The organism is Streptomyces sp. NWU339 (assembly GCF_003143855.1).
In the GTDB taxonomy this organism is placed as follows: domain Bacteria; phylum Actinomycetota; class Actinomycetes; order Streptomycetales; family Streptomycetaceae; genus Streptomyces.
Window position 1 is genome coordinate 236,475 of record NZ_QFRK01000005.1, and the last position, 20,445, is coordinate 256,919.

22 protein-coding genes are annotated in these 20,445 nt (G+C 72.0%); 9 read left to right on the forward strand and 13 right to left on the reverse strand.

Annotated elements, in window-relative coordinates; translation table 11 throughout:
* The first annotated feature begins 3 nt into the window (after nt 1–3).
* A complete protein-coding gene (locus tag DIZ27_RS09190) occupies nt 4–1,281 on the forward strand; it encodes a thymidine phosphorylase (RefSeq protein ID WP_181383455.1) in 1,278 nt (425 codons plus the stop codon).
* Nucleotides 1,282–1,380: 99 nt separating this feature from the next.
* Nucleotides 1,381–1,971: a Uma2 family endonuclease gene (locus DIZ27_RS09195; RefSeq protein WP_109377828.1), complete on the forward strand. Its 591-nt coding sequence runs from the start codon at nt 1,381–1,383 to the stop codon at nt 1,969–1,971.
* Nucleotides 1,972–1,977: 6 nt separating this feature from the next.
* On the opposite strand, the gene DIZ27_RS09200 is transcribed toward DIZ27_RS09195, so the two are convergent.
* A complete protein-coding gene (locus tag DIZ27_RS09200; RefSeq protein WP_109377829.1) occupies nt 1,978–2,898 on the reverse strand; it encodes an AEC family transporter in 921 nt (306 codons plus the stop codon).
* 139 nt (nt 2,899–3,037) lie between these two features.
* On the opposite strand from DIZ27_RS09200, the gene DIZ27_RS09205 reads away from it, so the two are divergent.
* Nucleotides 3,038–3,439 (forward strand): STAS domain-containing protein, encoded by a 402-nt coding sequence (locus tag DIZ27_RS09205; protein ID WP_146228920.1) that lies wholly within the window; start codon nt 3,038–3,040, stop codon nt 3,437–3,439.
* Here DIZ27_RS09205 and DIZ27_RS09210 read toward each other — a convergent pair.
* Nucleotides 3,323–4,339, reverse strand: coding sequence for a sigma-70 family RNA polymerase sigma factor (locus tag DIZ27_RS09210; protein WP_109377830.1), 1,017 nt, complete (start codon nt 4,337–4,339; stop codon nt 3,323–3,325). The genes DIZ27_RS09205 and DIZ27_RS09210 overlap by 117 nt on opposite strands.
* Nucleotides 4,340–4,509: 170 nt before the next feature.
* Nucleotides 4,510–5,844: an MFS transporter gene (locus tag DIZ27_RS09215; protein ID WP_109377831.1), complete on the reverse strand. Its 1,335-nt coding sequence runs from the start codon at nt 5,842–5,844 to the stop codon at nt 4,510–4,512.
* 63 nt (nt 5,845–5,907) lie between these two features.
* On the opposite strand from DIZ27_RS09215, the gene DIZ27_RS09220 reads away from it, so the two are divergent.
* Nucleotides 5,908–6,861, forward strand: coding sequence for a LysR family transcriptional regulator (locus DIZ27_RS09220; protein ID WP_109377832.1), 954 nt, complete (start codon nt 5,908–5,910; stop codon nt 6,859–6,861).
* A 28-nt stretch (nt 6,862–6,889) separates the two neighbouring features.
* On the opposite strand, the gene DIZ27_RS09225 is transcribed toward DIZ27_RS09220, so the two are convergent.
* Nucleotides 6,890–7,651, reverse strand: coding sequence for an alpha/beta hydrolase (locus tag DIZ27_RS09225; protein ID WP_109377833.1), 762 nt, complete (start codon nt 7,649–7,651; stop codon nt 6,890–6,892).
* A 254-nt stretch (nt 7,652–7,905) separates the two neighbouring features.
* Between DIZ27_RS09225 and DIZ27_RS09230 the strand changes: the two genes are divergently transcribed.
* Nucleotides 7,906–9,063: an adenosine deaminase gene (locus DIZ27_RS09230; RefSeq protein WP_109377834.1), complete on the forward strand. Its 1,158-nt coding sequence runs from the start codon at nt 7,906–7,908 to the stop codon at nt 9,061–9,063.
* A gap of 136 nt (nt 9,064–9,199) precedes the next feature.
* Nucleotides 9,200–9,562: an ATP-binding protein gene (locus DIZ27_RS09235; protein ID WP_109377835.1), complete on the forward strand. Its 363-nt coding sequence runs from the start codon at nt 9,200–9,202 to the stop codon at nt 9,560–9,562.
* Nucleotides 9,563–9,661: 99 nt separating this feature from the next.
* Here the strand turns inward: DIZ27_RS09235 and DIZ27_RS09240 are convergent, their stop codons facing one another.
* From DIZ27_RS09240 to afsQ1, 5 genes are all read right to left on the reverse strand, one after another.
* On the reverse strand, nt 9,662–9,862 hold the full coding sequence (locus tag DIZ27_RS09240; protein ID WP_109377836.1) for a PspC domain-containing protein: 201 nt from the start codon (nt 9,860–9,862) through the stop codon (nt 9,662–9,664).
* A gap of 82 nt (nt 9,863–9,944) precedes the next feature.
* Complete coding sequence (locus DIZ27_RS09245; RefSeq protein WP_109377837.1) at nt 9,945–10,526, reverse strand: VanZ family protein; 582 nt, start codon at nt 10,524–10,526, stop codon at nt 9,945–9,947.
* A gap of 113 nt (nt 10,527–10,639) precedes the next feature.
* Nucleotides 10,640–11,311: a hypothetical protein gene (locus tag DIZ27_RS09250; protein WP_258308308.1), complete on the reverse strand. Its 672-nt coding sequence runs from the start codon at nt 11,309–11,311 to the stop codon at nt 10,640–10,642.
* Nucleotides 11,308–13,104 (reverse strand): HAMP domain-containing sensor histidine kinase, encoded by a 1,797-nt coding sequence (locus DIZ27_RS09255; RefSeq protein WP_109377838.1) that lies wholly within the window; start codon nt 13,102–13,104, stop codon nt 11,308–11,310. Before DIZ27_RS09255 ends, DIZ27_RS09250 begins: the two co-directional genes overlap by 4 nt.
* On the reverse strand, nt 13,101–13,778 hold the full coding sequence (gene afsQ1, locus DIZ27_RS09260) for a two-component system response regulator AfsQ1 (RefSeq protein ID WP_158101933.1): 678 nt from the start codon (nt 13,776–13,778) through the stop codon (nt 13,101–13,103). Before afsQ1 ends, DIZ27_RS09255 begins: the two co-directional genes overlap by 4 nt.
* 253 nt (nt 13,779–14,031) lie before the next feature.
* Here afsQ1 and DIZ27_RS09265 point away from each other — a divergent pair, with 253 nt between their 5' ends.
* Complete coding sequence (locus tag DIZ27_RS09265; RefSeq protein ID WP_109377870.1) at nt 14,032–14,781, forward strand: SigE family RNA polymerase sigma factor; 750 nt, start codon at nt 14,032–14,034, stop codon at nt 14,779–14,781.
* A 197-nt stretch (nt 14,782–14,978) separates the two neighbouring features.
* Here DIZ27_RS09265 and DIZ27_RS09270 read toward each other — a convergent pair whose 3' ends face one another.
* A complete protein-coding gene (locus DIZ27_RS09270; RefSeq protein WP_258308309.1) occupies nt 14,979–15,656 on the reverse strand; it encodes a uridine kinase in 678 nt (225 codons plus the stop codon).
* A gap of 128 nt (nt 15,657–15,784) precedes the next feature.
* On the opposite strand from DIZ27_RS09270, the gene DIZ27_RS09275 reads away from it, so the two are divergent.
* The gene (locus tag DIZ27_RS09275; RefSeq protein WP_109377840.1) at nt 15,785–16,132 is read left to right on the forward strand and encodes a hypothetical protein; all 348 of its coding nucleotides are present in this window, start codon (nt 15,785–15,787) and stop codon (nt 16,130–16,132) included.
* An 83-nt stretch (nt 16,133–16,215) separates the two neighbouring features.
* On the opposite strand, the gene DIZ27_RS09280 is transcribed toward DIZ27_RS09275, so the two are convergent.
* The 3 genes from DIZ27_RS09280 to deoC are packed head-to-tail and all read right to left on the reverse strand — an operon-like array spanning nt 16,216 to nt 19,557.
* Complete coding sequence (locus DIZ27_RS09280) at nt 16,216–17,169, reverse strand: aldehyde dehydrogenase (RefSeq protein WP_181383449.1); 954 nt, start codon at nt 17,167–17,169, stop codon at nt 16,216–16,218.
* Nucleotides 17,159–18,598: an aldehyde dehydrogenase family protein gene (locus DIZ27_RS09285; RefSeq protein WP_109377841.1), complete on the reverse strand. Its 1,440-nt coding sequence runs from the start codon at nt 18,596–18,598 to the stop codon at nt 17,159–17,161. The genes DIZ27_RS09280 and DIZ27_RS09285 overlap by 11 nt, the downstream gene beginning before the upstream one ends.
* A gap of 5 nt (nt 18,599–18,603) precedes the next feature.
* Nucleotides 18,604–19,557 carry a deoxyribose-phosphate aldolase gene (gene deoC, locus DIZ27_RS09290; RefSeq protein WP_109377872.1) on the reverse strand — a complete coding sequence of 318 codons (954 nt, stop codon included), beginning with the start codon at nt 19,555–19,557 and terminating at the stop codon, nt 18,604–18,606.
* Between the two features lie 112 nt (nt 19,558–19,669).
* On the opposite strand from deoC, the gene DIZ27_RS09295 reads away from it, so the two are divergent.
* Complete coding sequence (locus DIZ27_RS09295) at nt 19,670–20,395, forward strand: PH domain-containing protein (RefSeq protein ID WP_109377842.1); 726 nt, start codon at nt 19,670–19,672, stop codon at nt 20,393–20,395.
* The last annotated feature ends 50 nt before the right edge of the window (nt 20,396–20,445 follow it).

Genomic DNA, 20,445 nt, shown 5'->3' on the forward strand with positions numbered 1-20,445 from the left:
GCCATGGACGTCATCTCCGTCATCCGCACCAAGCGGGACCGCGGCGAGCTCAGCGACGAGCAGATCGACTGGGTCATCGACGCGTACACCCGCGGGGAGGTGGCCGACGAGCAGATGTCGGCCCTCGCGATGGCGATCCTGCTCAACGGCATGAACCGGGCCGAGATCGCCCGCTGGACGGCCGCGATGATCGCCTCCGGCGAGCGCATGGACTTCTCCTCGCTGTCCCGCCCCACCACCGACAAGCACTCCACCGGCGGCGTCGGCGACAAGATCACCCTGCCGCTGGCCCCGCTGGTCGCGGCCTGCGGTGCCGCCGTCCCCCAGCTCTCCGGCAGGGGCCTCGGTCACACCGGCGGCACCCTGGACAAGCTGGAGGCGATCCCGGGCTGGCGCGCACTGCTGTCCAACGACGAGATGCTGTCCGTCCTGAACGGCGCGGGTGCCGTCATCTGCGCGGCCGGCGACGGCCTGGCCCCCGCCGACAAGAAGCTCTACGCCCTGCGCGACGTGACCGGCACCGTCGAGGCGATCCCGCTGATCGCCTCCTCGATCATGTCGAAGAAGATCGCCGAGGGAACGGGCGCGCTGGTCCTGGACGTGAAGGTGGGCAGCGGCGCCTTCATGAAGACCCTGGAGGACGCCCGCGAACTGGCGTCCACGATGGTCGGCCTCGGCACCGACCACGGCGTGCGGACCGTCGCGCTGCTCACCGACATGTCGACCCCGCTCGGCCTGACCGCGGGCAACGCCCTGGAGGTCCGCGAGTCGGTGGAGGTCCTGGCGGGCGGCGGCCCCGCGGACGTGGTCGAACTGACCCTCGCCCTGGCCCGCGAGATGCTGGACGCGGCCGGCCTCCAGGACGCCGACCCGGCGAAGGCCCTGGCCGACGGCTCCGCGATGGACGTCTGGCGCCGCATGATCGCGGCGCAGGGCGGTGACCCGGACGCAGCCCTGCCGACGGCGCGCGAACAGCACGTGGTGACGGCGACCACCTCCGGCGTCCTCACCCGCCTGGACGCCTACGACATCGGCGTCGCCGCCTGGCGCCTCGGCGCGGGCCGCGCCCGCAAGGAGGACCCGGTGCAGGCGGGCGCCGGCGTCGAACTGCACGCCAAGCCCGGCGACACGGTCACCGAGGGCCAGCCCCTCCTCACCCTCCACACGGACACCCCGGACCGCTTCGCCTACGCCCTCGAGGCGGTGGCGGGCTCGTACGACATCGCGGCCCCCGGTACCGCCTTCAAGGCCACGCCGGTGGTGCGGGAACGCATCGCCTGACCTGCGCCCGCGGCCGGAGGCCGCTGTCGGGTACGGCTCTTTCGGGTGAACGGGATCGGTGGACCGCCACCGGTCCCGTTCTGTGTGTTGGATGACGCCATGGACGTGTTCGACGGTGACTACCTCAAGGCGGACAACGCCTGGGAGGAACTGGTCTGGATCTGGTGGCACACGGACGCACCCAAGCCCTGCAAGGTGGAGATCATCGACGGGCTTGTCACCGTGGCGCCCTTTGCCGGGAACGCTCACCAGGCCCTCGCCGCCGGGGTGCAGCAGCGGCTCTATGAGGTGATCCCGCAGGACTGGGATGTCCACCAGTGGCTCGGGACGGCCACGCCCTCCCGGCTCGGGCTGTACGTTCCCGACCTGGCCGTAGTGCCGCACAGGGAGCTGCGGGAGGGGGACGACGACTTCGTTTCCGCGAGCACGGCAGAACTCGTCGTGGAGATCACTTCCCCGGCCACCGCGCACCACGACCGGACGGCCAAGGCAGCGGGGTACGCGGCGGCAGGCGTGCCGCTGTACCTCCTGATCGACGGCTTGGCGCCCGGCGGTCCCACCGTCACGCTGCACGGCGGCCCCGAGAACGGGGTGTACCGATCCCTTTGCGCAAAGGGATCGGGCGAGTCGGTCACCTTGCCGCAGCCCTTTGACCTGGTGCTGGACGCCGATGCCTCCCTGCTGGGGTGAAGGCCGTCACCCCAGCAGCGCCGCCGCCACCACCAGCACAGGTACCGACAGCAGGGTCGACACCAGGATCGCCTCCCGGGCCAGGGTCTCGCCGACGCGGTAGCTGCTCGCGTACGTGAAGATGTTCTGCGCGGCCGGCAGCGCCGAGGTCACCACCACGTCGAGCAGTTGCGCACCGCGCAGCCCGAAGACCCCCACCGCCAGCGCCCAGGCGACCACCGGCTGACCCACCGACTTCAGCGCCACGGCGAGCAGCACCGCACCGCGCTCACCGCCCCGCAGGGGCAGGGCGCTGCCGCGCAGCGAGATGCCGAACGCGAGCAGGACCGCCGGAACCGCCATGTTGCCGATCAGTGTCACCGGGTCCATGACCGGGCCGGGGATCTCCAGGCCGGACGCCGACACCGCCACCCCCGCCAGCGAGCCCAGCGCGACCGGGTTCCGCAGCGGTGTGAGCAGTCGCTGCCACAGCGGCAGCTTCTCCCCGGCGGTCGCCAGGTCCAGGACCGTCAGCGCGACCGGAGTGACCATCACGAGCTGGAACAGCAGCACCGGCGCCACCAGTGAGGCGTCGCCGAGGACGTACACGGCGATCGGGATGCCGAGGTTGCCGGAGTTGACGTAGCTGGAGCACAGGGCGCCGATGGTGGTGCGGCCCACGCCCCAGCGGCGTACCACACCCACCGCGACGAAGACGCCGGCCACCGCGGCCGTGCTCAGCGCGGTGACCAGCAGCCGGCCGGAGAAGACCACCGAGAGGTCCGCCTCGGCGAGAAGGGTGAACAGCAGGGCCGGTGAGGCCACATGGAAGGCGAGCTTCGTCAGCACCTCGTGGGCCTGCCGGCCCAGATACCCCCGGCGGCCGGCCACATAGCCGACGCCGATGACCACCGCGATCACCGCGAAACCGCTCAGCACCCCCTGCACAGCGGCTCCTCGCCGGGGCGGCGGGCACCGGGCATCGCGGACGGGGAGGGTGTGTGGTGCATACACCCAACTCTCGGGGGAAAGTCATGTCCGGGTCAATGTGATCTTCCCGGCGCCCGCACGCCGGCGAGAGACCGCGATGAATTACGCGCCCGTGCCCGGTCTACCGCTCGTGGAAGCCAAGACACCGCCCGTACTCGTGCTGCGCGGCCCCGTCACCCGGGACGGGGTGAGCGGGCCGAGCGAAGTGCTGCGGGCACTGCTGGACGACGGCGGCGGGGGCGGCCAGGACGGCGTCATCGTCGTCTGTGACGTGGGAGGGCTGGGGCCGCCGGGGCTCGCCGCCGTGAACCTGCTCGCCCGCCTCCAGCTCCTGGCCCGCCGGACCGGGGGCCGGATACGGCTGCGCGACCCCGACCCCGCCCTATGCTCCCTGCTCGACCTGGTCGGCCTCCGCTTCGAGGTGGAGGGGCAGCCCGAACAGCGGGAACCAGCGCCGGGTGTCGAGGAAGCAGTGGAACCCGGTGATCCGCCCGTCTGAGATCTCCAGCACCTGGACCGCCCACGGCGTGAAACCACCCGCCTCCGGGTCCGGCTTGTAGTGGGCGAACCCGGGCAGGCCGTTGGCCTGGAGGGGCAGCAGCCGCGAATCCGCGCAGGAGGCGCCCAGCGTCGTCATGAAGCCCGTGATGTCGGCGGTGCCGGTCAACCACAGGTCGAACGGCGGCATCGTCATGATGGCGTCCTCGTGCAGCAACGCCGTCAGCGCCGACATGTCATACCCCTCGAACGCCGCCACATAGCGCTCCAGGAGCTTCTGCTGCTCCTCGTCCAGCGGGTCGGAGACGGACGCGTCGGCGCCCGGCCGGCGCCGCTCCGCGAGCGTCGCCCGTGCCCGCTGCAACGCGCTGTTGACGGACGCCACCGAGGTGTCGAGCAGCTCGGCCACCTCGCTCGCCCGCCAGGCCAGCACCTCCCGCAGCAGCAGCACCGCCCGCTGCTTGGGCGGCAGCTGCTGGAGCGCGGCCATGAAGGCGAGCCGCACGGACTCCTTGGCGACCGCCGCCTCCGCCGGGTCCTCGACGGTGGGCAGCACCCGGGAGTCCGGCATCGGCTCCAGCCAGGTGTGGTCCGGCCGCGGCGAGAGGGCCGCCCGGGCCAGCGGGGTCGACTCCGTCAGATCCATCGGCCGGGCGCGCTTGTTGCCCGCCGTCAGCATGTCCAGGCAGACGTTGGTCGCGATGCGGTACAGCCAGGAGCGCAGACTGGAACGGCCCTCGAACGTGTCGAAGCTGCGCCAGGCGCGGATCATCGTGTCCTGCACCGCGTCCTCCGCATCGAAGGAGGAACCGAGCATCCGGTAGCAGTACCCGGTCAGCTCGACGCGGTGCGCCTCGAGCCTGGCGTCGAGATCGGTCGTCGCCGCCGTGCCGTTCGTCATCGTCCACCCACCCCTGTGGCCTGTCTGCGGCGCGCCTTCGCACCCAGCACTTCGGAAGCTACCGCAGGCCACTGACAACGGCCCTCCGAGTGGACGAACGTGCAGGTCGGAGAGGCGAGTTCAACGGGCGGAATGAAATCCTCCGCCCGCCGGGCCGGCCGTGCGCGGCCTCACGCGGGGGCGAGCCGCCGCTGTTCCACCCGGGCCGCCCGGGTGCCCAGCACCGTGATGGTCACGACGCCGGCCACCGCCACCAGGCCGACCCCCACCGTCCCGGCCCAGCCCCCCGAGTGGAAGGCGAGCGCGCCGACCGTGCTGCCCGCGCTGGAGCCGATGTAGTAGGCGGACTGGTACAGCGCCGACGCCTGGGCGCGGCCCTCGGTGGCCGTCCGTCCGACCGCCGAGGACGCGACCGCGTGGCCCGCGAAGAAGCCCCCGGTGATCAGCACCAGGCCCAGCAGGATCAGGGACAGCGAGCCGGCCAGGGACAGCAGCAGACCCGCCGCGGTGGTCCCGCCCGCCGCGTACAGCGCGCCCCGACGGCCCAGCCGGTTCACCAGCCGCCCCGCCGCCGACGCCGACACCGTGCCGACCAGGTAGACCAGGAAGATCGAGCCGACGAGGCCCTGGGGCAGTGAGAAGGGCGCCTCGCTCAGGCGGTAGCCGATCACGGTGTAGACCCCGCCGAACACCGTCATGAACAGCGCGCCGATCGCGTACAGGCGCCGCAGCAGCGGGTTGGCGAGGTGGCCCCGGACCGCGCCGGCCAGCACCCGCGGGCGCAGCGAACCCGGCCGGAAGTGCCTCGGCGCCGGCAGCAGCAGCCGGAACGCCACCGCGCACGCCACCGCGAGCATCCCGATCACGCCGACGGCGACCCGCCAGCCCCACTCCTGCGCCACCCATCCGGTGACGACCCGGCCGCTCATCCCGCCGACGCTGTTGCCCGCGACGAACAGTCCGATCGCGGTCACCAGGGCCTTCGGCCTGACCTCCTCCGCGAGATACGCGGTCGCCGACGCGGGCACCCCGGCCAGGGCCGCCCCCTGGAGCGCCCGCAGCGCCACCAGGGCGCCCAGCGACGGGGCGAAGGGGACCAGCAGCCCGACGGTCACCGCGACGGCCAGGGAGGCCGTCATGACCGTACGGCGTCCGTAGCGTTCCGACAGCGCGCTCATCGGCAGCACGAACAGCGCCAGACCGCCGGTGGCCGCCGCCACCGTCCAGCTCGCGTCGCCCGCGGTCACTCCGAGGTCTCCGGAGATCAGCGGCAGCAGGGCTTGGGTGGAGTACAGCAGCGCGAAGGTCGCGACACCCGCCAGGAAGAGGGCGAGGCTCATCCGCCGGTAACCCGGACCGCCGGGGGACATCCGGGAGTCGGGGCCGCCCGGGGAGGCCGGGGCGGCGGACGCCGTGGCGGAAGGCGAGGGAGAAGGTGAGGGAGAGGAAGTGACGGACGGGCCGGCGTCCACCCGCGTGGACGCCCCGGTACTGACGGAAGACATGCCTCGAACCTACGGACGGCCCCGCTCATCCGTCCAATGCACGGAATCGAGATAATCGTTCCCATGGTGCATCAGCAGAGGTCACAGAGGCAGCTGTCACCGTCCGGTGACACAGAAGACATCGTCGCGCTGCTCGCGCCACGTCTCGTTCACTTCGCCGGCGTCGCCCGCACGGAGCACGTCACCCGTGCCGCCCAGGAGATGCAGGTCCCGCAGTCCACGCTCTCCCGGTCCATGGTCCGCCTCGAACACGACCTGGGCGTCGACCTGTTCGCCCGGCACGGCCGCACCCTCTCGCTGACCCCCGCCGGACGCACCTTCCTCGCCTCCGTCGAACGCGCCCTCGCCGAGGTCGAGCGGGCCGCCGACGAGGTGCGTGCCGACGCCGACCCGGCCACCGGCAAGGTCGCCTTCGGGTTTCTGCACACCATGGGCGCCGAGACCGTGCCCGGCCTGCTGCACGCCTTCCGCGCCGACCACCCGCGCATCCGCTTCAGCCTCGTCCAGAACTACGGCGAGGCCATGCTGGAGCGCCTCCGTGCGGGTGAGCTGGACCTGTGCCTGACCTCCCCGGTCCCGGACGCCCCCGACCTCGTCGCCCGCCGCCTGGACGAGCAGAAACTGCGCCTGGTCGTCCCCGCCGACCACCGGCTCGCCGGCCGGCGCCGTATCCGCCTCGCCGAGGCCGCCGACGAGACGTTCGTGACCCTGGAGCCCGGATACGGCCTGCGCCGCATCACCGACGACCTCTGCGCGCAGGCCGGTTTCCGGCCCCGGGTCGCCTTCGAGGGCGAGGAGGCGGAGACCCTGCGGGGCCTGGTGGCCGCCGGTCTGGGCGTCGCCCTGCTGCCCCCGCCGGCCGTGCCGCGCCCCGGGGTGGTGGAACTGACCGTCACCTCCCCGCGGGCGGCCCGCGAGATCGGCGTCGCCTGGCTGGCCGGCCACCCGGACACCCCGCCGGTGGCGGCCTTCAAGAGGTTCCTGCTGTCGAGAAGGGGCCACCTGCTCCCGAACTGACCCCCCCCCGCGACCCGCCGCCCACCGTCTACCGGCGTAACGACGCGCCGAACCCCGAGGCCAGTGGCATCCGCAGCCCCAGGGGCGGGGGCGCCGCCAGGGCATCCTGCACCGGACGGGAGAACGCCTGCCCGAACAGCGTCCCCATCATGAAGTCCTCGCACAGCGCCAGCACTTCGTCCCGGTACTGGTTCAACCCGTGTCCGTCGGCGTGCACTTCGAAGCGGCACACGTTCCGGTTCGCCTTCTTGACCCGCGCCGCCAGCCGGAAGGACAGTTCCGGGTCGGCCCGCGCGTCACGCGTGCCGTGCACGATCAGCACCTGCCGCCCGGCCAGCTGCTTCACCGGTTCGGGGACCGCGGCCACATCCTCCTCGGGCAGCCAGGGAGCCAGCGCCAGTACGGAGCTGACGGCCTCGTGGCCGCCCGCGCGCAGCGCCGCCCGGCCGCCCATGCCGAGACCGGCCAGGCACACGGGAACATCCCCGTAGAGCCGCACGATCTCGCTCACGGCCCAGGTGGCGTCACGCGCCAGATGCGCCTCACTGCCGTTCCAGCCCCGGTAGCGGTAGTGGACGACATGGGCGGCGAGACCCTCGGCCCGGCCCGCACGGCCGAGACGGTGTCCCAGGGCGCGTACGGAGGCGGCCGCCACCACGGGGGACGGCCTGCGGCTGGAGACCGGCTCGCCGCCGGGGAGCAGCAGCACCGCGCCGCCCACCGCTTTCGGCTTCGGGCCGAGCACCCTCCCCAACCGGGCCGTGCGCGCCGGCGTCGCTTGCTGTGACATGGCAGCAGAGTGTCAGAAGCCCCGGTGTACGCCACCCTCGCGTGCGGTCACCGTTACGTATCGACATTCGTACACGGTGATCTACGAGCGTAGGCGCTGGAGCCTGTCCGGCGGATCATGCCGCAGGAGCGGGGGCCGGCACGCCCTTTCCGAGCTCTTCGAGCAGGGAGACCCCTCGCGCCGCTCACCCACGCCGACAAGGCGCCGCCGACTTCCTGAGACCTGATCCGCCGGACAGGCCCTAGAGTGCCGAAATGACGAGCCAGACCACTGCGAACACCCCGACCCCGGACCAGATCCGCCGGGCGCCCAAGGTGCTGCTGCACGACCACCTCGACGGCGGCCTGCGCCCCGGCACCGTCGTCGACCTGGCCCGCGAGGCCGACTACTCCGGGCTCCCCCAGAGCGACCCCGGCAAGCTCGGCCTCTGGTTCCGCGAGGCCGCCGACTCCGGTTCCCTGGAGCGGTACCTGGAGACGTTCTCGCACACCGTCGGGGTCATGCAGACCCGTGACGCCCTGGTGCGGGTCGCCGCCGAGTGCGCCGAGGACCTCGCCGCGGACGGCGTCGTCTACGCCGAGGTGCGCTACGCCCCCGAGCAGCACCTCGAAGGCGGACTGACCCTCGAAGAAGTCGTCGAGGCGGTCAACGAGGGCTTCCGGCAAGGGGAGCGGCGGGCGCGGGAGGACGGAAACCGCATCCGCGTCGGCGCGCTGCTCACCGCGATGCGGCACGCCGCGCGGTCCCTGGAGATCGCCGAACTCGCCAACCGCTACCGGGACCTGGGCGTCGTCGGCTTCGACATCGCGGGCGCCGAGGCCGGTTACCCGCCCACCCGGCACCTCGACGCCTTCGAGTACCTCAAGCGGGAGAACAACCACTTCACCATCCACGCCGGTGAGGCCTTCGGGCTGCCGTCCATCTGGCAGGCCCTCCAATGGTGCGGCGCCGACCGGCTCGGACACGGGGTGCGCATCATCGACGACATCCAGGTCCACGACGACGGCTCGGTCGAACTCGGCCGGCTAGCCTCCTACGTCCGGGACAAGCGCATCCCGCTGGAGCTGTGCCCCAGCTCCAACCTGCAGACCGGGGCGGCGGCCTCGTACGCCGAGCACCCCATCGGCCTGCTGCGCCGACTGCACTTCCGGGCCACGGTGAACACCGACAACCGCCTCATGTCGCACACCAGCATGAGCCAGGAATTCGAGCACCTGGTCGAGGTGTTCGGTTACACGCTCGACGACATGCAATGGTTTTCCGTCAATGCGATGAAGTCGGCGTTCATTCCTTTCGATGAACGGCTGGCCATGATCAACGACGTCATCAAACCCGGATATGCCGAGCTGAAATCCGAATGGCTGTTTCGGCAAACCGCCTCCACCAGCGGTTCTGTGGCTGAAGGGGGTTGACCGGGGCGTCCGCGGATTCCGGGAGGGCGGGCGGCCTTCACCCATCGTCCGCATCTCGAGGTTTGCGGCGGGTGGCGCCGGGTGTTTACGGTCGAGGACCGCTCTTTCCCCCCATTCCATTTCGAGGACGCATTTCATGAAGCAGTCTGCTGCCAAGACCCTCGGTGTCGCCGTTCTCGGCGCCGTCTTCGCCGCCGTCGGCGCGGGTACCGCAAGCGCAGCTCCGGCCGCCCCGGCCGCCCCGAACGCCGGGGCCGCGCTGGACACCGTCGCTCAGAGCCTTCCGGCGGAGGACGTCTCCCGTGTGGCGCCGGGCGCGGACGGGGCCCTGCAGGCGGGACAGGACGTGGTCGGCACGGGCATGACGACCGCGCGGCCGGTCGCCGAGCAGCTGACCTCCGAGGGTTACCAGGAGCAGGTCGGCGGTCTGCTTGGGGGCCTGCCCGCGGAGGGGCTGCCCACGGAGGGTGTCGCCGTCAACGGGGTCCCGCTCGGCTGACCCACTCGCCCTGATCCACCCGCGCGGACCCCGGCCGATGGGGCGCGCCCCGAGTCCGGGGCGCGCCCCATCGGCGTTCGCGCGCAGCGGCACACGGACTCACCAGGCCGTTTGCGTCTTGTCCTCCGACGGGAACAGGATCCACAGCGCTATGTAGACCAGGAACTGCGGCCCGGGGAGCAGGCACGAGACCAGGAAGATCACGCGCATCGTGGTCGCGGAGGTGCCGAAGCGCCGGGCCAGCGCGGCGCACACGCCGCCGATCACACGGTTGTTGGTGGGGCGGGCGAGGCGGGACATCGTGGACTCCTTCGTGGTGTGTGCGGTTCAGTGACCCACGGCGCCGCGTCGGCTTCCGTCGGCTGTTCTACCGCTCTCCACGCTACGGAGACGAAGGGGGCAAAGCATCACTCCATGGGGCGATCCCGACCCTGGGAATCGTCGGGGTCCGACCCTGAGCCGGTTCCTCCTGGAGAAGTCCGGCGCCGGACCGGCGTACGGCCCGGCGGCGCAGCCAGGCGCGGCCCGCCGGTACCACGGCGACATGCGCGAGCGCCGCGCCCACCGTGTTCAGCAACAGCGCGTCGACGTCCACGACCCTGCCGGGCACCGCGGTCTGCAGCATCTCGATGCCCAGCGACAGCAGTGCCGCCGCGGCCATGGTGCGGATCAGCGAACCCAGTGGCGAGACGGTCAGCCTGCCCCCCGCCATCGGCAGCAGCACGCCCAGCGGAGCGAGCAGCGCGAGCCCCTCGCCGACCCGGCGGGCCCCGGCACCCCAGCCCAGCGCGAAGTCGGCCCGGATGCCGTCGAAGAGCCGCAGGTTGGCGGGCATCACCCAGGGGACGTTCAGGGGGCGCAGCGTGCACCAGGCGACGAACGCGAGGTACGCGGCCAGGAGGAGACCTCCTGTCACACGGACACGGGACGCGGCGGTGCCGCCGACGGGGCCTTGACGCTGCACGAAACCCTAGACGCGACGCCCGGCGGGATCGGTTCCGGGAAGTGCCCCGTTCGCCGGGTGAGGCATGCGCCACAGCCCCGCCGGCCCTGGTCCGTGGCGCCTGCCGTCCGGGATCACCCCTCGGTGACCGCCGTGGACGGGGGCTCCGTACCGCCCGGGCGGGCCCGGACCTCGTCCGTGCACCGGTAGCGGCGCGGCGGACCGTCGTCCTGGCCGCCCAGGACCACCGAGCCGTCTCCCTCGGCCGCCGCCGAGTCGGAGAAGGTGCAGACGATCTGCGCGAGCGCGTAGGACGTCAGGCTCCCCGGCGCGGTGCTCAGGCGCAGCGCGTCCTCCGGGTCGTCGGACCGCGGACCGCTCACGGCCATCCCGCCCCGTACGTTCGTGGTGTACCCGGCCTCCTTCTCGGCGGGCGTCGGCGGCGCCGAGAGCTGGTCCAGCAGGCCCTGCGCCACCAGGGCGCGCCGCTGCCCGGAGTCCGCCGCGCCCTCCGGCACCCGTACCGTCCGGTCGACGGCCATCAGCGACGAGCCGCAGAGCAGGAACACCCGCACCGGCAGGCCCCGCGCGGGCTGCGCCGCCCCGCCCGCCTCGGCCTGCGAGCAGCGCACCCGGGAGGGTGCCGGACCGAAGTCGGTCGGCACCTCGGTGGCCCGGATCCCGCACCCGGAGAGCAGGACACCGAACGCGGTGACGGCCAGCAGCCCCGGCAGCCGTCGTGTGCCTCGTGCACCGCGTATGCCGCGTATGCCCGTCGGGCGCGGAGCGGTCCGGCGTATGTTCATCGGGCGTCCCCTCCGGCGCTCGACCGCCGAGGGCCGACGCTGCCCTGGTCCCGCCGGGCGTTGTCGGTGTTCCCGGTGTTCCCGGCGTTGTCGGCGTTGTCGGCGGGTTCGTCGTCCCGCTCGGTCAGGGCGGATACGTCCCGCGGCAGCCGCAGCGTGAACACCGCCCCGCCCTCGGGGGAGTTGGCCGCGGTGATCTCGCCACCGTGGGCATGGGCGTTCTCCAGTGCGATGGACAGGCCCAGGCCGCTGCCCTCGGAACGCGGCCGGGAGGCACTGGCCTTGTAGAAGCGGTCGAAGACATGCGGCAGGACGTCCTCGGGGATGCCCGGCCCCTGGTCCCGCACCTCGATGACCACGGCGCCTCCGGCCATGGTGTCCCCGACCACGGTGTCTCCGTCCTCGGCGCTCGCCCCGGTGTCTTCCCCGGTGCCGTCCTCGCGCTCCCCGCCCTCCGGACCGCCCCCACCGGCCCCACCGCTCACAAGAGCTGCGCCGTCGTCGCCGTCCTCGCGGTCCACGCGCACCGACACCCGTACCGGCGAGCCACCGTGCTTGAGCGCGTTGCCTATGAGGTTGGCCAGGATCACGTCCAGCCGACGCGGGTCGATCCGGGCGTGGATGCCGCGCTCCGCGTCCAGCTCCACCGCGTCCAGCCAGGCACGGGCGTCGATGCAGGCGGTGATCTGGTCGGCGATGTCGACGTCGTCGAGGACGAGACGGGCGGTGCCCGCGTCGAAGCGGGTGACCTCCATCAGGTTCTCGACCAGGTCGTTGAGCCGCCGCGTCTCACTGACCACGAGCCGTACGGCGGGCTCGATCATCGGGTCGATGCCACCGCCCTCGAACTCCAGCTCCTCCTCGAGGACCTCCGTCACCGCCGTGATCGCGGTCAGCGGAGTGCGCAGTTCGTGACTCATGTCCGCGACGAACCTGCGGGACGCCTCGTCCCGCGCGGCCATGTCGGCCACCCGCTTCTCCAGCGCCTCGGCCGCCTTGTTGAACGTCCGTGACAGATCGGCCAGTTCGTCCGTCCCCGACACCCTCAGCCGGGTGTCCAGCCTGCCCTCGCCGAGCCGCCGGGCGGCGACCCCGAGCCGCTGCACCGGCTTCAGCACGGTCGTCGCCGCGGCCTGCGCCAGCAGTGCGGAGCCGATCAGGGCGAGACCGGTGGCGATACCCAGCGACCAGGCCAGCGAGTTGAGGTCCTTGGCCTCCGGCTCCAGCGACTTGAGCATGTAGCCGGTCGGCCCGCCGCCGGTCGTCCGGGTGCCCGCCACCAGATAGGGGGTGCCGCCGTGGACGATCCGCTGCCAGTACAGGCGGTAGGGATGCTTGTTGGTCGAGGTGATCTTCTGCCGCTCGTTCACCGCCTTGCGCAGCGAGGTCGGCACGTCCTGGGTCGAGAAGCCGCTCAGCCCGCCCGAACTGCCGTACACCGTGCGGCCCTGCGGGTTCTCGGCGATCAGCAGCACCGAGAACCGCTGACTGCTGTTGGCCATCTGGCCCGCGGTGTGCTGCAGTTCCTCCTGCGTCGGATGCTCCGGCAGCGCTCCCGCCCGGTTCTGCATCTCCTGCTCGAAGTCGCCCAGCACCGCGTCCTGGGTGCGGGTGAGCACCGCCTCGCGGTTGAGCCAGTACGCGATGCCCGACGCGGACACCGCGGCGGTGAGCGCGACCAGCCCGAACACGACCACCAGCCGAAGCCGCAGACTGGTGAAGCGCAGCCGCGACCAGACCCCCTTGCGCGCCGCGGACCAGCCGCGGGAACTCCCTTGGTGCTCCTGTGTCACTGAGGCGGGTCCAGTCGGTAGCCGACACCGCGCACGGTACGGATCAAGGTCGGGGACGACGGCACGTCCTCGACCTTGGCGCGCAGCCGCTGGACACAGGCGTCCACCAGACGCGAGTCGCCCAGGTAGTCGTGCTCCCACACCAGCCGCAGCAACTGCTGCCGGGACAGCGCCTGGCCGGGCCGCCGGCTCAGTTCGAGCAGCAGCCGCAGCTCGGTCGGGGTCAGCTGGAGGTCCTCGCCGTTCTTCGTCACGGTCATCGCCGAGCGGTCGATGACCAGGCTGCCGAAGGTCGCCGCGTCGTTGGACTCCCGCTCCCCGCGGCGCAGCACCGCCCGGATCCGGGCGTCCAGCACCCTGCCCTGCACGGGTTTGACCACGTAGTCGTCGGCACCGGACTCCAGGCCGACCACCACGTCGATGTCGTCGTTGCGCGCGGTCAGCAGGATGATCGGCAACTGGTCGGTGCGCCGGATGCGCCGGCACACCTCGAATCCGTCGATGCCGGGCAGCATCACGTCCAGCACGATCAGATCGGGCCGTTGCTCGCGCAGCAGCTTCAGTCCGTCCTCACCGCTGGCAGCGGTCGCCACGCGGTGGCCCTGGCGCGTGAGTGAGAGCTCCAGGGCCGTGCGGATGGCGTCGTCGTCCTCGATCAGCAACAGGGAAGGCACGGGCTCATTCTGTCCCATGGAGGGCTCCCGGTTCGACCCGTGGGGGCAGAAGCCCGTGGGACCCGCACACGGACGGCCACGTGCGCCGACATCCGTCTGGGCGCCGCGGTCGACGACCGGAGCCCGGCGCGGCGGCCCCTGTGACAGCTCTGTGACAGTCGGCGGACACGGCCATGAAGTCGCCCGGGCAGGATTTTCGTCACCAGCACAACAGCACATGAAGACACCGGAAGTCCACGACGGGGGGCGCGAGATGAACACGCTGCACGGCACCAGCTCCAGCGCGGTTGTCACGCGTCTGCACGACGTGCACCGAGCCGGTGAGAAGTCCGGTGCCCTGGGCAAACGGGGGTGCGCTCGCGGCGCCGGGCGTCACACCGCCTACATGACGGTGATTGACGCGCCCACGGGGGAAACCAACACGGGGGAAACACCCGGGGGAAGCGGGTACGGGGAGGCAGAGGGGGAGCGCAGTTCGCTGTCGGAGGTGGAGTTCACCGCCTACGTCCAGGAACGACGCGCCTCCCTGTACGCGACCGCCTACCACCTGACCGGCGACCGCTTCGAGGCCGAGGACCTGCTGCAGAGCGCGCTGTTCTCGACCTACCGGGCGTGGGACCGGATCAGCGACAAGGCCGCGGTCGGCGGATACCTCCGCCGCACCATGACCAACCTGCACATCAGCGCGTGGCGCCGCCGCAAGCTGAACGAGTACCCGACCGAGGAGCTGCCGGAGACGGTCGGCGACACGGACGCGATGCGCGGCACCGAGCTGCGCGCGGTGCTGTGGCAGGCGCTGGCGAGGCTGCCCGAGCTCCAGCGCACCATGCTGGTCCTGCGCTACTACGAGGGCCGCACGGACCCGGAGATCGCGGACATCCTCGGCATCAGTGTCGGCACGGTGAAGTCCAGCATCTGGCGGTCGCTCCGCCGGCTGCGCGAGGACGAGGTCCTCAGCTTCGGCCGTGACCGGGAGGACGCCTTCGGCGAACTGGTCGCCTGAAGGTACGGGGGAACGGGGGAACAGGGGGACAACGGGGGAAGGGGACAACGGGGGAAGGGGAAAACGGGGAACCGAGGGGATCGGGGGATCCCAGGGGGAACCGGGGGAACACGGGGGAGCATAAAAGGGCTGGACTGGAGGGCCGGGGGGCCTTTCCAGTCCAGCCCCTTTGTGCGTACGCCCCGGGTTCGCGCCGACTACGCCGACTGCGCGGTCGACCTCGCGCCCGAGTCCTCGGTGCGCGTGTCCGCCCCACCCTGCCCGCCAACGCCGACCCCCGCCGCCGCCAGGCGGCTCAGGGCCTCGTCGCGGTCGCAGGCGTACGCGCCGAGCGAGGTCTGGCGGGCGACGATCGTCCGCTCCAGCCGCATCAACCGCCAGCCGCGCCGCAGCAGGAAGGGTACGGACTTGCGCCCCTCCCTGAGGTCCCGCAGGAAGCGGCGGCGGAAGGTCTTCACCGGGCCGCGGCTCAGGCACAGCGCGTCGGCCAGGAGGCCCAGTTCGCCGCAGCGCGTGACGATCTCCGCGGCGAAGATGCCCTCCGCGACGAACAGCGGGGCGCCGCCGATGTCGACCGTGTCCGCACCGGTCCGGGCGCTGAGGGAGATGTCGTACACGGGCACGTCCGTACGGCCCGTGCGGCACAGCCGGTCGATGGCGGCGACGGCGGCGTCCGCGTCCCACGAGCCGGGGTGGTCCCAGTCGATGTCGGAGCCGCCCGCCACCAGAGGCAGCGTCGGGTCGTCGCCCTCCTTGTAGAAGTCGTCGAGACGCAGCACCGGAAGACCGGAGCGGGCCGCGAGGAGGGACTTGCCGGAGCCGGAGGGGCCGCAGAGCAGCACGACTCGCGCGGACATGGGCGACTGGGAACTCACGGGACACCAGTCTGAGGCATGGAACGGGTGTTCCACGACCGTGCGGACCGGCTTTGAAGCACGCGTCACACTTCCATTACGCTGCGCGTCGGTACAGTTACCGAGGGAAGTAAAAGGTGGCAACAGCAATGGCCCGACACGACGCACCCAAGAAGCCGACCGTCCGGCGCGCCCTGGCCACGCTCGCGGCCGCGGGGGCGGTCCTGGGGGTGGGTGCGACGGCGGCGGCAGCGGCTGACTCCGGCTCCCCGCTGGACCTGACCGGCGCAGCCGGGCACGCCGTCGGTCCGGTCGCCGGCCTCAAGCCCAACCCGCTCGCCGGAACCGGCGTCGACCCCCTCGACAACGGCGTCCGTACCCAGGTCGCCGACTTCGAGCCGGTGGACTCGCGCACGGTGACCGGCCCGGTCGCCCAAGCCCCTTCGGTCGACGGCGTCCCGGTGGTCGGCCGGGCGGCGGGGGCGCTCGGCGGCTGACCCGGGGGCAGGGCGACGGCGGAGAGCCGCGCCCCCTCGGGTGGAGGGGGCGCGGCTCTCCGGGATGCGGAGGGGTGCCCGGGTCAGTAGGCGGAGCCCGAGGCGCCCAGGGAGCCCGTCGGGTGCCAGACCGTCTTGGTCTCCAGGAAGGCCGTCATGCGGTCCGTGCCCGGGGTCGCCGACCAGTCGTCCACAGGCTGTGGACGCAGGACGCGCTTGAGGTTGTCCGCCGCCGCGATCTCCAGTTCCTTCGCCAGCACCTCGTCGGCGCCGGCCAGGTCGATCGCGTTGACGTCCTGGTGCGCGGCCAGCGGCGCGGCGATCTCCGCCGTGCGGCCGGAGAGGACGTTGACGACACCGCCGGGCAGGTCGGAGGTGGCCAGGACCTCGCCCAGGGAGAGGGCGGGCAGCGGGGACCGCTCGCTCGCGATCACGACCGCCGTGTTGCCGGTGGCGATCACCGGGGCGACCACCGAGACCAGTCCCAGGAAGGACGACTCCTGGGGCGCCAGGACGGCGACCACACCGGTCGGCTCGGGGGAGGACAGGTTGAAGTACGGGCCCGCGACCGGGTTTCCGCCGCCGACCACCTGGGCGATCTTGTCGGTCCAGCCCGCGTACCAGACCCAGCGGTCGACCGCCGCGTCCACCTGCTCGGCCGCCCTGGACTTCGACAGTCCCTCGGCCTCGGCGACCTCACGGACGTACTGGTCCCTGCGGCCCTCCAGCATCTCCGCGACGCGGTAGAGGATCTGGCCCCGGTTGTACGCCGTCGCGCCCGACCAGGCGCCGAACGCCTTGCGGGCGGCGACCACCGCGTCCCGGGCGTCCTTGCGGGAGGCGAGCGGTGCGTTGGCCAGCCAGTTGCCCTTCGCGTCAGACACCTCGTACACCCGGCCGCTCTCGGAACGCGGGAACTTCCCGCCGACGTACAGCTTGTAGGTCTTGAAGACCGAGAGCCGCGGTTCGGTCCTCTCGACCTTTTGGGCCTTCTCGACTTTCTCGGCCTTCTCGATCTTCTCGGACTTATCGGACATCGAGGTATGCCTCCAGGCCGTGGCGACCGCCCTCGCGGCCGAAGCCCGACTCCTTGTAGCCGCCGAACGGCGAGGTGGGATCGAACTTGTTGAACGTGTTGGACCAGACGACACCCGCGCGGAGCTTGTTCGCCACCGCCAGGATGCGGGAACCCTTCTCCGTCCAGATGCCCGCCGACAGGCCGTACGGCGTGTTGTTGGCCTTGGCGACGGCCTCGTCCGGGGTGCGGAAGGTGAGCACCGACAGCACCGGGCCGAAGATCTCGTCGCGGGCGACCGTGTGCGCCTGGGTGACGCCCGTGAACAGCGTCGGCGCGAACCAGTAGCCGTTCTCCGGGAGTTCGCAGGCCGCCGACCAGCGCTCGGCGCCCTCCGCCTCGCCCTGCTCGACGAGCGAGGTGATGCGTTCGAGTTGCTGCGCGGAGTTGATCGCGCCGATGTCGGTGTTCTTGTCCAGCGGGTCGCCCAGGCGCAGCGTGGACAGCCTGCGCTTGAGGGAGTCCAGCAGCTCGTCCTGGATCGACTCCTGGACCAGCAGGCGCGAGCCCGCGCAGCAGACCTGGCCCTGGTTGAAGAAGATGCCGTTCACGATGCCCTCGACCGCTTGGTCGACGGGGGCGTCGTCGAAGACGATGTTGGCGCCCTTGCCGCCCAGTTCGAGCGTGACCTTCTTGCGGGTTCCGGCGACCGTCCGCGCGATCTGCTTGCCGACCGCGGTGGAACCGGTGAAGGCCACCTTGTCCACGTCCGGGTGGGCCACCAGCGCGGCGCCCGCGTCGCCGTATCCGGGAAGGATGTTGACGACGCCCTTGGGCAGGCCCGCCTGACGGCAGATGTCCGCGAAGAAGAGCGCGGAGAGCGGGGTCGTCTCGGCGGGCTTCAGGACCACCGTGTTGCCGGTCGCCAGCGCCGGGGCGATCTTCCACGCCAGCATCATGAGCGGGAAGTTCCACGGGATGACCTGGCCGGCCACGCCCAGCGGCCTCGGGTTCGCCCCGTAGCCGGCGTGCTCGAGCTTGTCGGCCCAGCCCGCGTAGTAGAAGAAGTGCGCGGCGACCAGGGGGAGGTCGGCGTCCCGGGTCTCCCTGATCGGCTTGCCGTTGTCCAGCGTCTCCAGGACGGCCAGCTCGCGGCTGCGCTCCTGGATGATCCGGGCGATGCGGAACAGGTACTTGGCGCGCTCGGCGCCGGGCAGCGCCGACCACTTCGCGAAGGCCTTCCGCGCGGCCCTCACCGCGCGGTCCACGTCCGCCTCACCGGCCTGGGCGACCTCGGAGAGGACCTCCTCGGTGGAGGGGGAGACGGTCTTGAAGACCTTGCCGTCGGCGGCCTCGGTGAACTCGCCGTCGATGAACAGGCCGTATGACGGGGCAATGTCGACGACCGAGCGGGACTCGGGCGCCGGTGCGTAGTCAAAAACAGGTGCCATGGTGATCAGTCCACCGTCACGTAGTCGGGGCCGGAGTAGCGGCCGGTGGCCAGCTTCTGGCGCTGCATCAGCAGGTCGTTCAGCAGGGAGGAGGCGCCGAAGCGGAACCAGTGGTTGTCCAGCCAGTCCTCGCCGACGGTCTCGTTGACCAGGACGAGGAACTTGATCGCGTCCTTGCTGGTACGGATGCCGCCGGCAGGCTTCACCCCGACCTGGACGCCGGTCTGCGCGCGGAAGTCGCGGACCGCCTCCAGCATCAGGAGGGTGTTCGCGGGCGTGGCGTTCACCGCCACCTTGCCGGTCGAGGTCTTGATGAAGTCCGCGCCGGCCAGCATGCCGAGCCAGCTCGCCCGGCGGATGTTGTCGTACGTCGACAGCTCGCCCGTCTCGAAGATGACCTTCAGCCGGGCACTCGCCCCGCAGGCCTCCTTCACGGCGGTGATCTCGTCGTACACCTTCAGGTAGTTCCCGGCGAGGAACGCGCCGCGGTCGATGACCATGTCGATCTCGTCCGCGCCGGCGGCGACGGCCTCCCGGACGTCGGCCAGCTTGACCGCGAGCGGGGCGCGGCCTGCCGGGAAGGCGGTCGCGACGGAGGCGACCTTGACCGCGGAGCCGGCGACGGCCTCCTTCGCCGTGGCCACCATGTCGGGGTAGACGCAGACCGCGGCCGTGGCGGGGGTCGTGCGGTCGGTCGGGTCGGGGCGGACCGCCTTCGCGCCGAGCGCCCGGACCTTGCCCGGGGTGTCCGCGCCTTCCAGCGTCGTCAGGTCGACCATCGAGATGGCGAGGTCGATGGCGTACGCCTTCGCGGTCGTCTTGATCGAGCGGGTGCCGAGCGAGGCGGCACGCGCCTCCAGGCCGACCGCGTCGACCCCGGGCAGCCCGTGCAGGAAGCGACGCAGTGTGCCGTCGGACGCGGTGACGTCGCTGAGAGCGTGTGGTGCAGTGGAGGACATGGTCACCAGCCGAGCATATCTACGCGCGTAGCGGCTGTACAGCCCTCCTGCCCGTTTCCGACCCGCCCACCACCCACCGGCGCGTGCGGACCCGTCGGGCAGAATCGGAGGCATGAACACCCCAGCGCAGCAGCCGTCCGCCCCGGAGCCCGAGAGCGGGCACGGGCCCGAGGGCCCCGAGGCCGAGGACCGGGTGTACCGGTCGACCCCGGGCATCGCCGGTGGCGTGCTGCTGCTGGCGATCGTCGGCTGGCTCTGCGTCGACGCCGTGGTCACCGGTGAGGGCCGGGCCCCGTGGCTGGCGCTCGCCACGCTGCTGGCGACCGCGCCCCCGGTGGTCGCCTACACCCTGCTGCCCGCCGTGTACGCCGGCGACGACCGGCTGCGCGTCCGCAATCCCTTCCGCACGATCGTGCTGCCCTGGGGCCGGGTCGCCGCACTGCGCGCCGGTTACACCAACGAGGTCGTCTCCGACGCCGGCACCAAGTACCAGCTGTGGGCCCTGCCCGTGTCCCTGCGGGCCCGCAAGCGGGCCGCGCGGCGGGAGATGCGGGCCGCGGGCGAGCGGGCGCAGGGCGTCGACGTCCGCACCGCGGGGCAGGCCCCGAGGGCGGGCGGCGCGTCCCGGCGCGGGGGTGCCGCGCCCGTGCCGGGCGGACCGGAAGGGCCGGAGCGGGCGCCGAGCGACCGCGCGATGGACGAACTGCGCGAGCTGCACGAGGACCGGCAGACCGCGGGGAGCGCGCAGGGCGAGGTGAGCGTGCGCTGGTCCTACGAGGTCCTGGCCCCGACGCTCGCCGGGGTGATCCTGCTGACGGTCCTGCTGGCCGTCGCCTGAGTCCGGGAGCAACGACCGGAGGGGTCCGCGGTCCGCGGCCCGCAGAACCG

Coding starts and splice junctions, on each gene's coding strand:
- DIZ27_RS09190 (WP_181383455.1), top strand. CDS start 4: ATGGACGTCATCTCCGTCATCCGCACCAAGCGGGACCGCGGCGAGCTC.
- DIZ27_RS09195 (WP_109377828.1), top strand. CDS start 1,381: ATGGACGTGTTCGACGGTGACTACCTCAAGGCGGACAACGCCTGGGAG.
- DIZ27_RS09205 (WP_146228920.1), top strand. CDS start 3,038: ATGAATTACGCGCCCGTGCCCGGTCTACCGCTCGTGGAAGCCAAGACA.
- DIZ27_RS09210 (WP_109377830.1), bottom strand. CDS start 4,339: ATGACGAACGGCACGGCGGCGACGACCGATCTCGACGCCAGGCTCGAG.
- DIZ27_RS09215 (WP_109377831.1), bottom strand. CDS start 5,844: ATGTCTTCCGTCAGTACCGGGGCGTCCACGCGGGTGGACGCCGGCCCG.
- DIZ27_RS09220 (WP_109377832.1), top strand. CDS start 5,908: ATGGTGCATCAGCAGAGGTCACAGAGGCAGCTGTCACCGTCCGGTGAC.
- DIZ27_RS09225 (WP_109377833.1), bottom strand. CDS start 7,651: ATGTCACAGCAAGCGACGCCGGCGCGCACGGCCCGGTTGGGGAGGGTG.
- DIZ27_RS09230 (WP_109377834.1), top strand. CDS start 7,906: ATGACGAGCCAGACCACTGCGAACACCCCGACCCCGGACCAGATCCGC.
- DIZ27_RS09235 (WP_109377835.1), top strand. CDS start 9,200: ATGAAGCAGTCTGCTGCCAAGACCCTCGGTGTCGCCGTTCTCGGCGCC.
- DIZ27_RS09240 (WP_109377836.1), bottom strand. CDS start 9,862: ATGTCCCGCCTCGCCCGCCCCACCAACAACCGTGTGATCGGCGGCGTG.
- DIZ27_RS09250 (WP_258308308.1), bottom strand. CDS start 11,311: ATGAACATACGCCGGACCGCTCCGCGCCCGACGGGCATACGCGGCATA.
- DIZ27_RS09265 (WP_109377870.1), top strand. CDS start 14,032: ATGAACACGCTGCACGGCACCAGCTCCAGCGCGGTTGTCACGCGTCTG.
- DIZ27_RS09275 (WP_109377840.1), top strand. CDS start 15,785: ATGGCCCGACACGACGCACCCAAGAAGCCGACCGTCCGGCGCGCCCTG.
- DIZ27_RS09280 (WP_181383449.1), bottom strand. CDS start 17,169: ATGTCCGATAAGTCCGAGAAGATCGAGAAGGCCGAGAAAGTCGAGAAG.
- DIZ27_RS09285 (WP_109377841.1), bottom strand. CDS start 18,598: ATGGCACCTGTTTTTGACTACGCACCGGCGCCCGAGTCCCGCTCGGTC.
- deoC (WP_109377872.1), bottom strand. CDS start 19,557: ATGTCCTCCACTGCACCACACGCTCTCAGCGACGTCACCGCGTCCGAC.
- DIZ27_RS09295 (WP_109377842.1), top strand. CDS start 19,670: ATGAACACCCCAGCGCAGCAGCCGTCCGCCCCGGAGCCCGAGAGCGGG.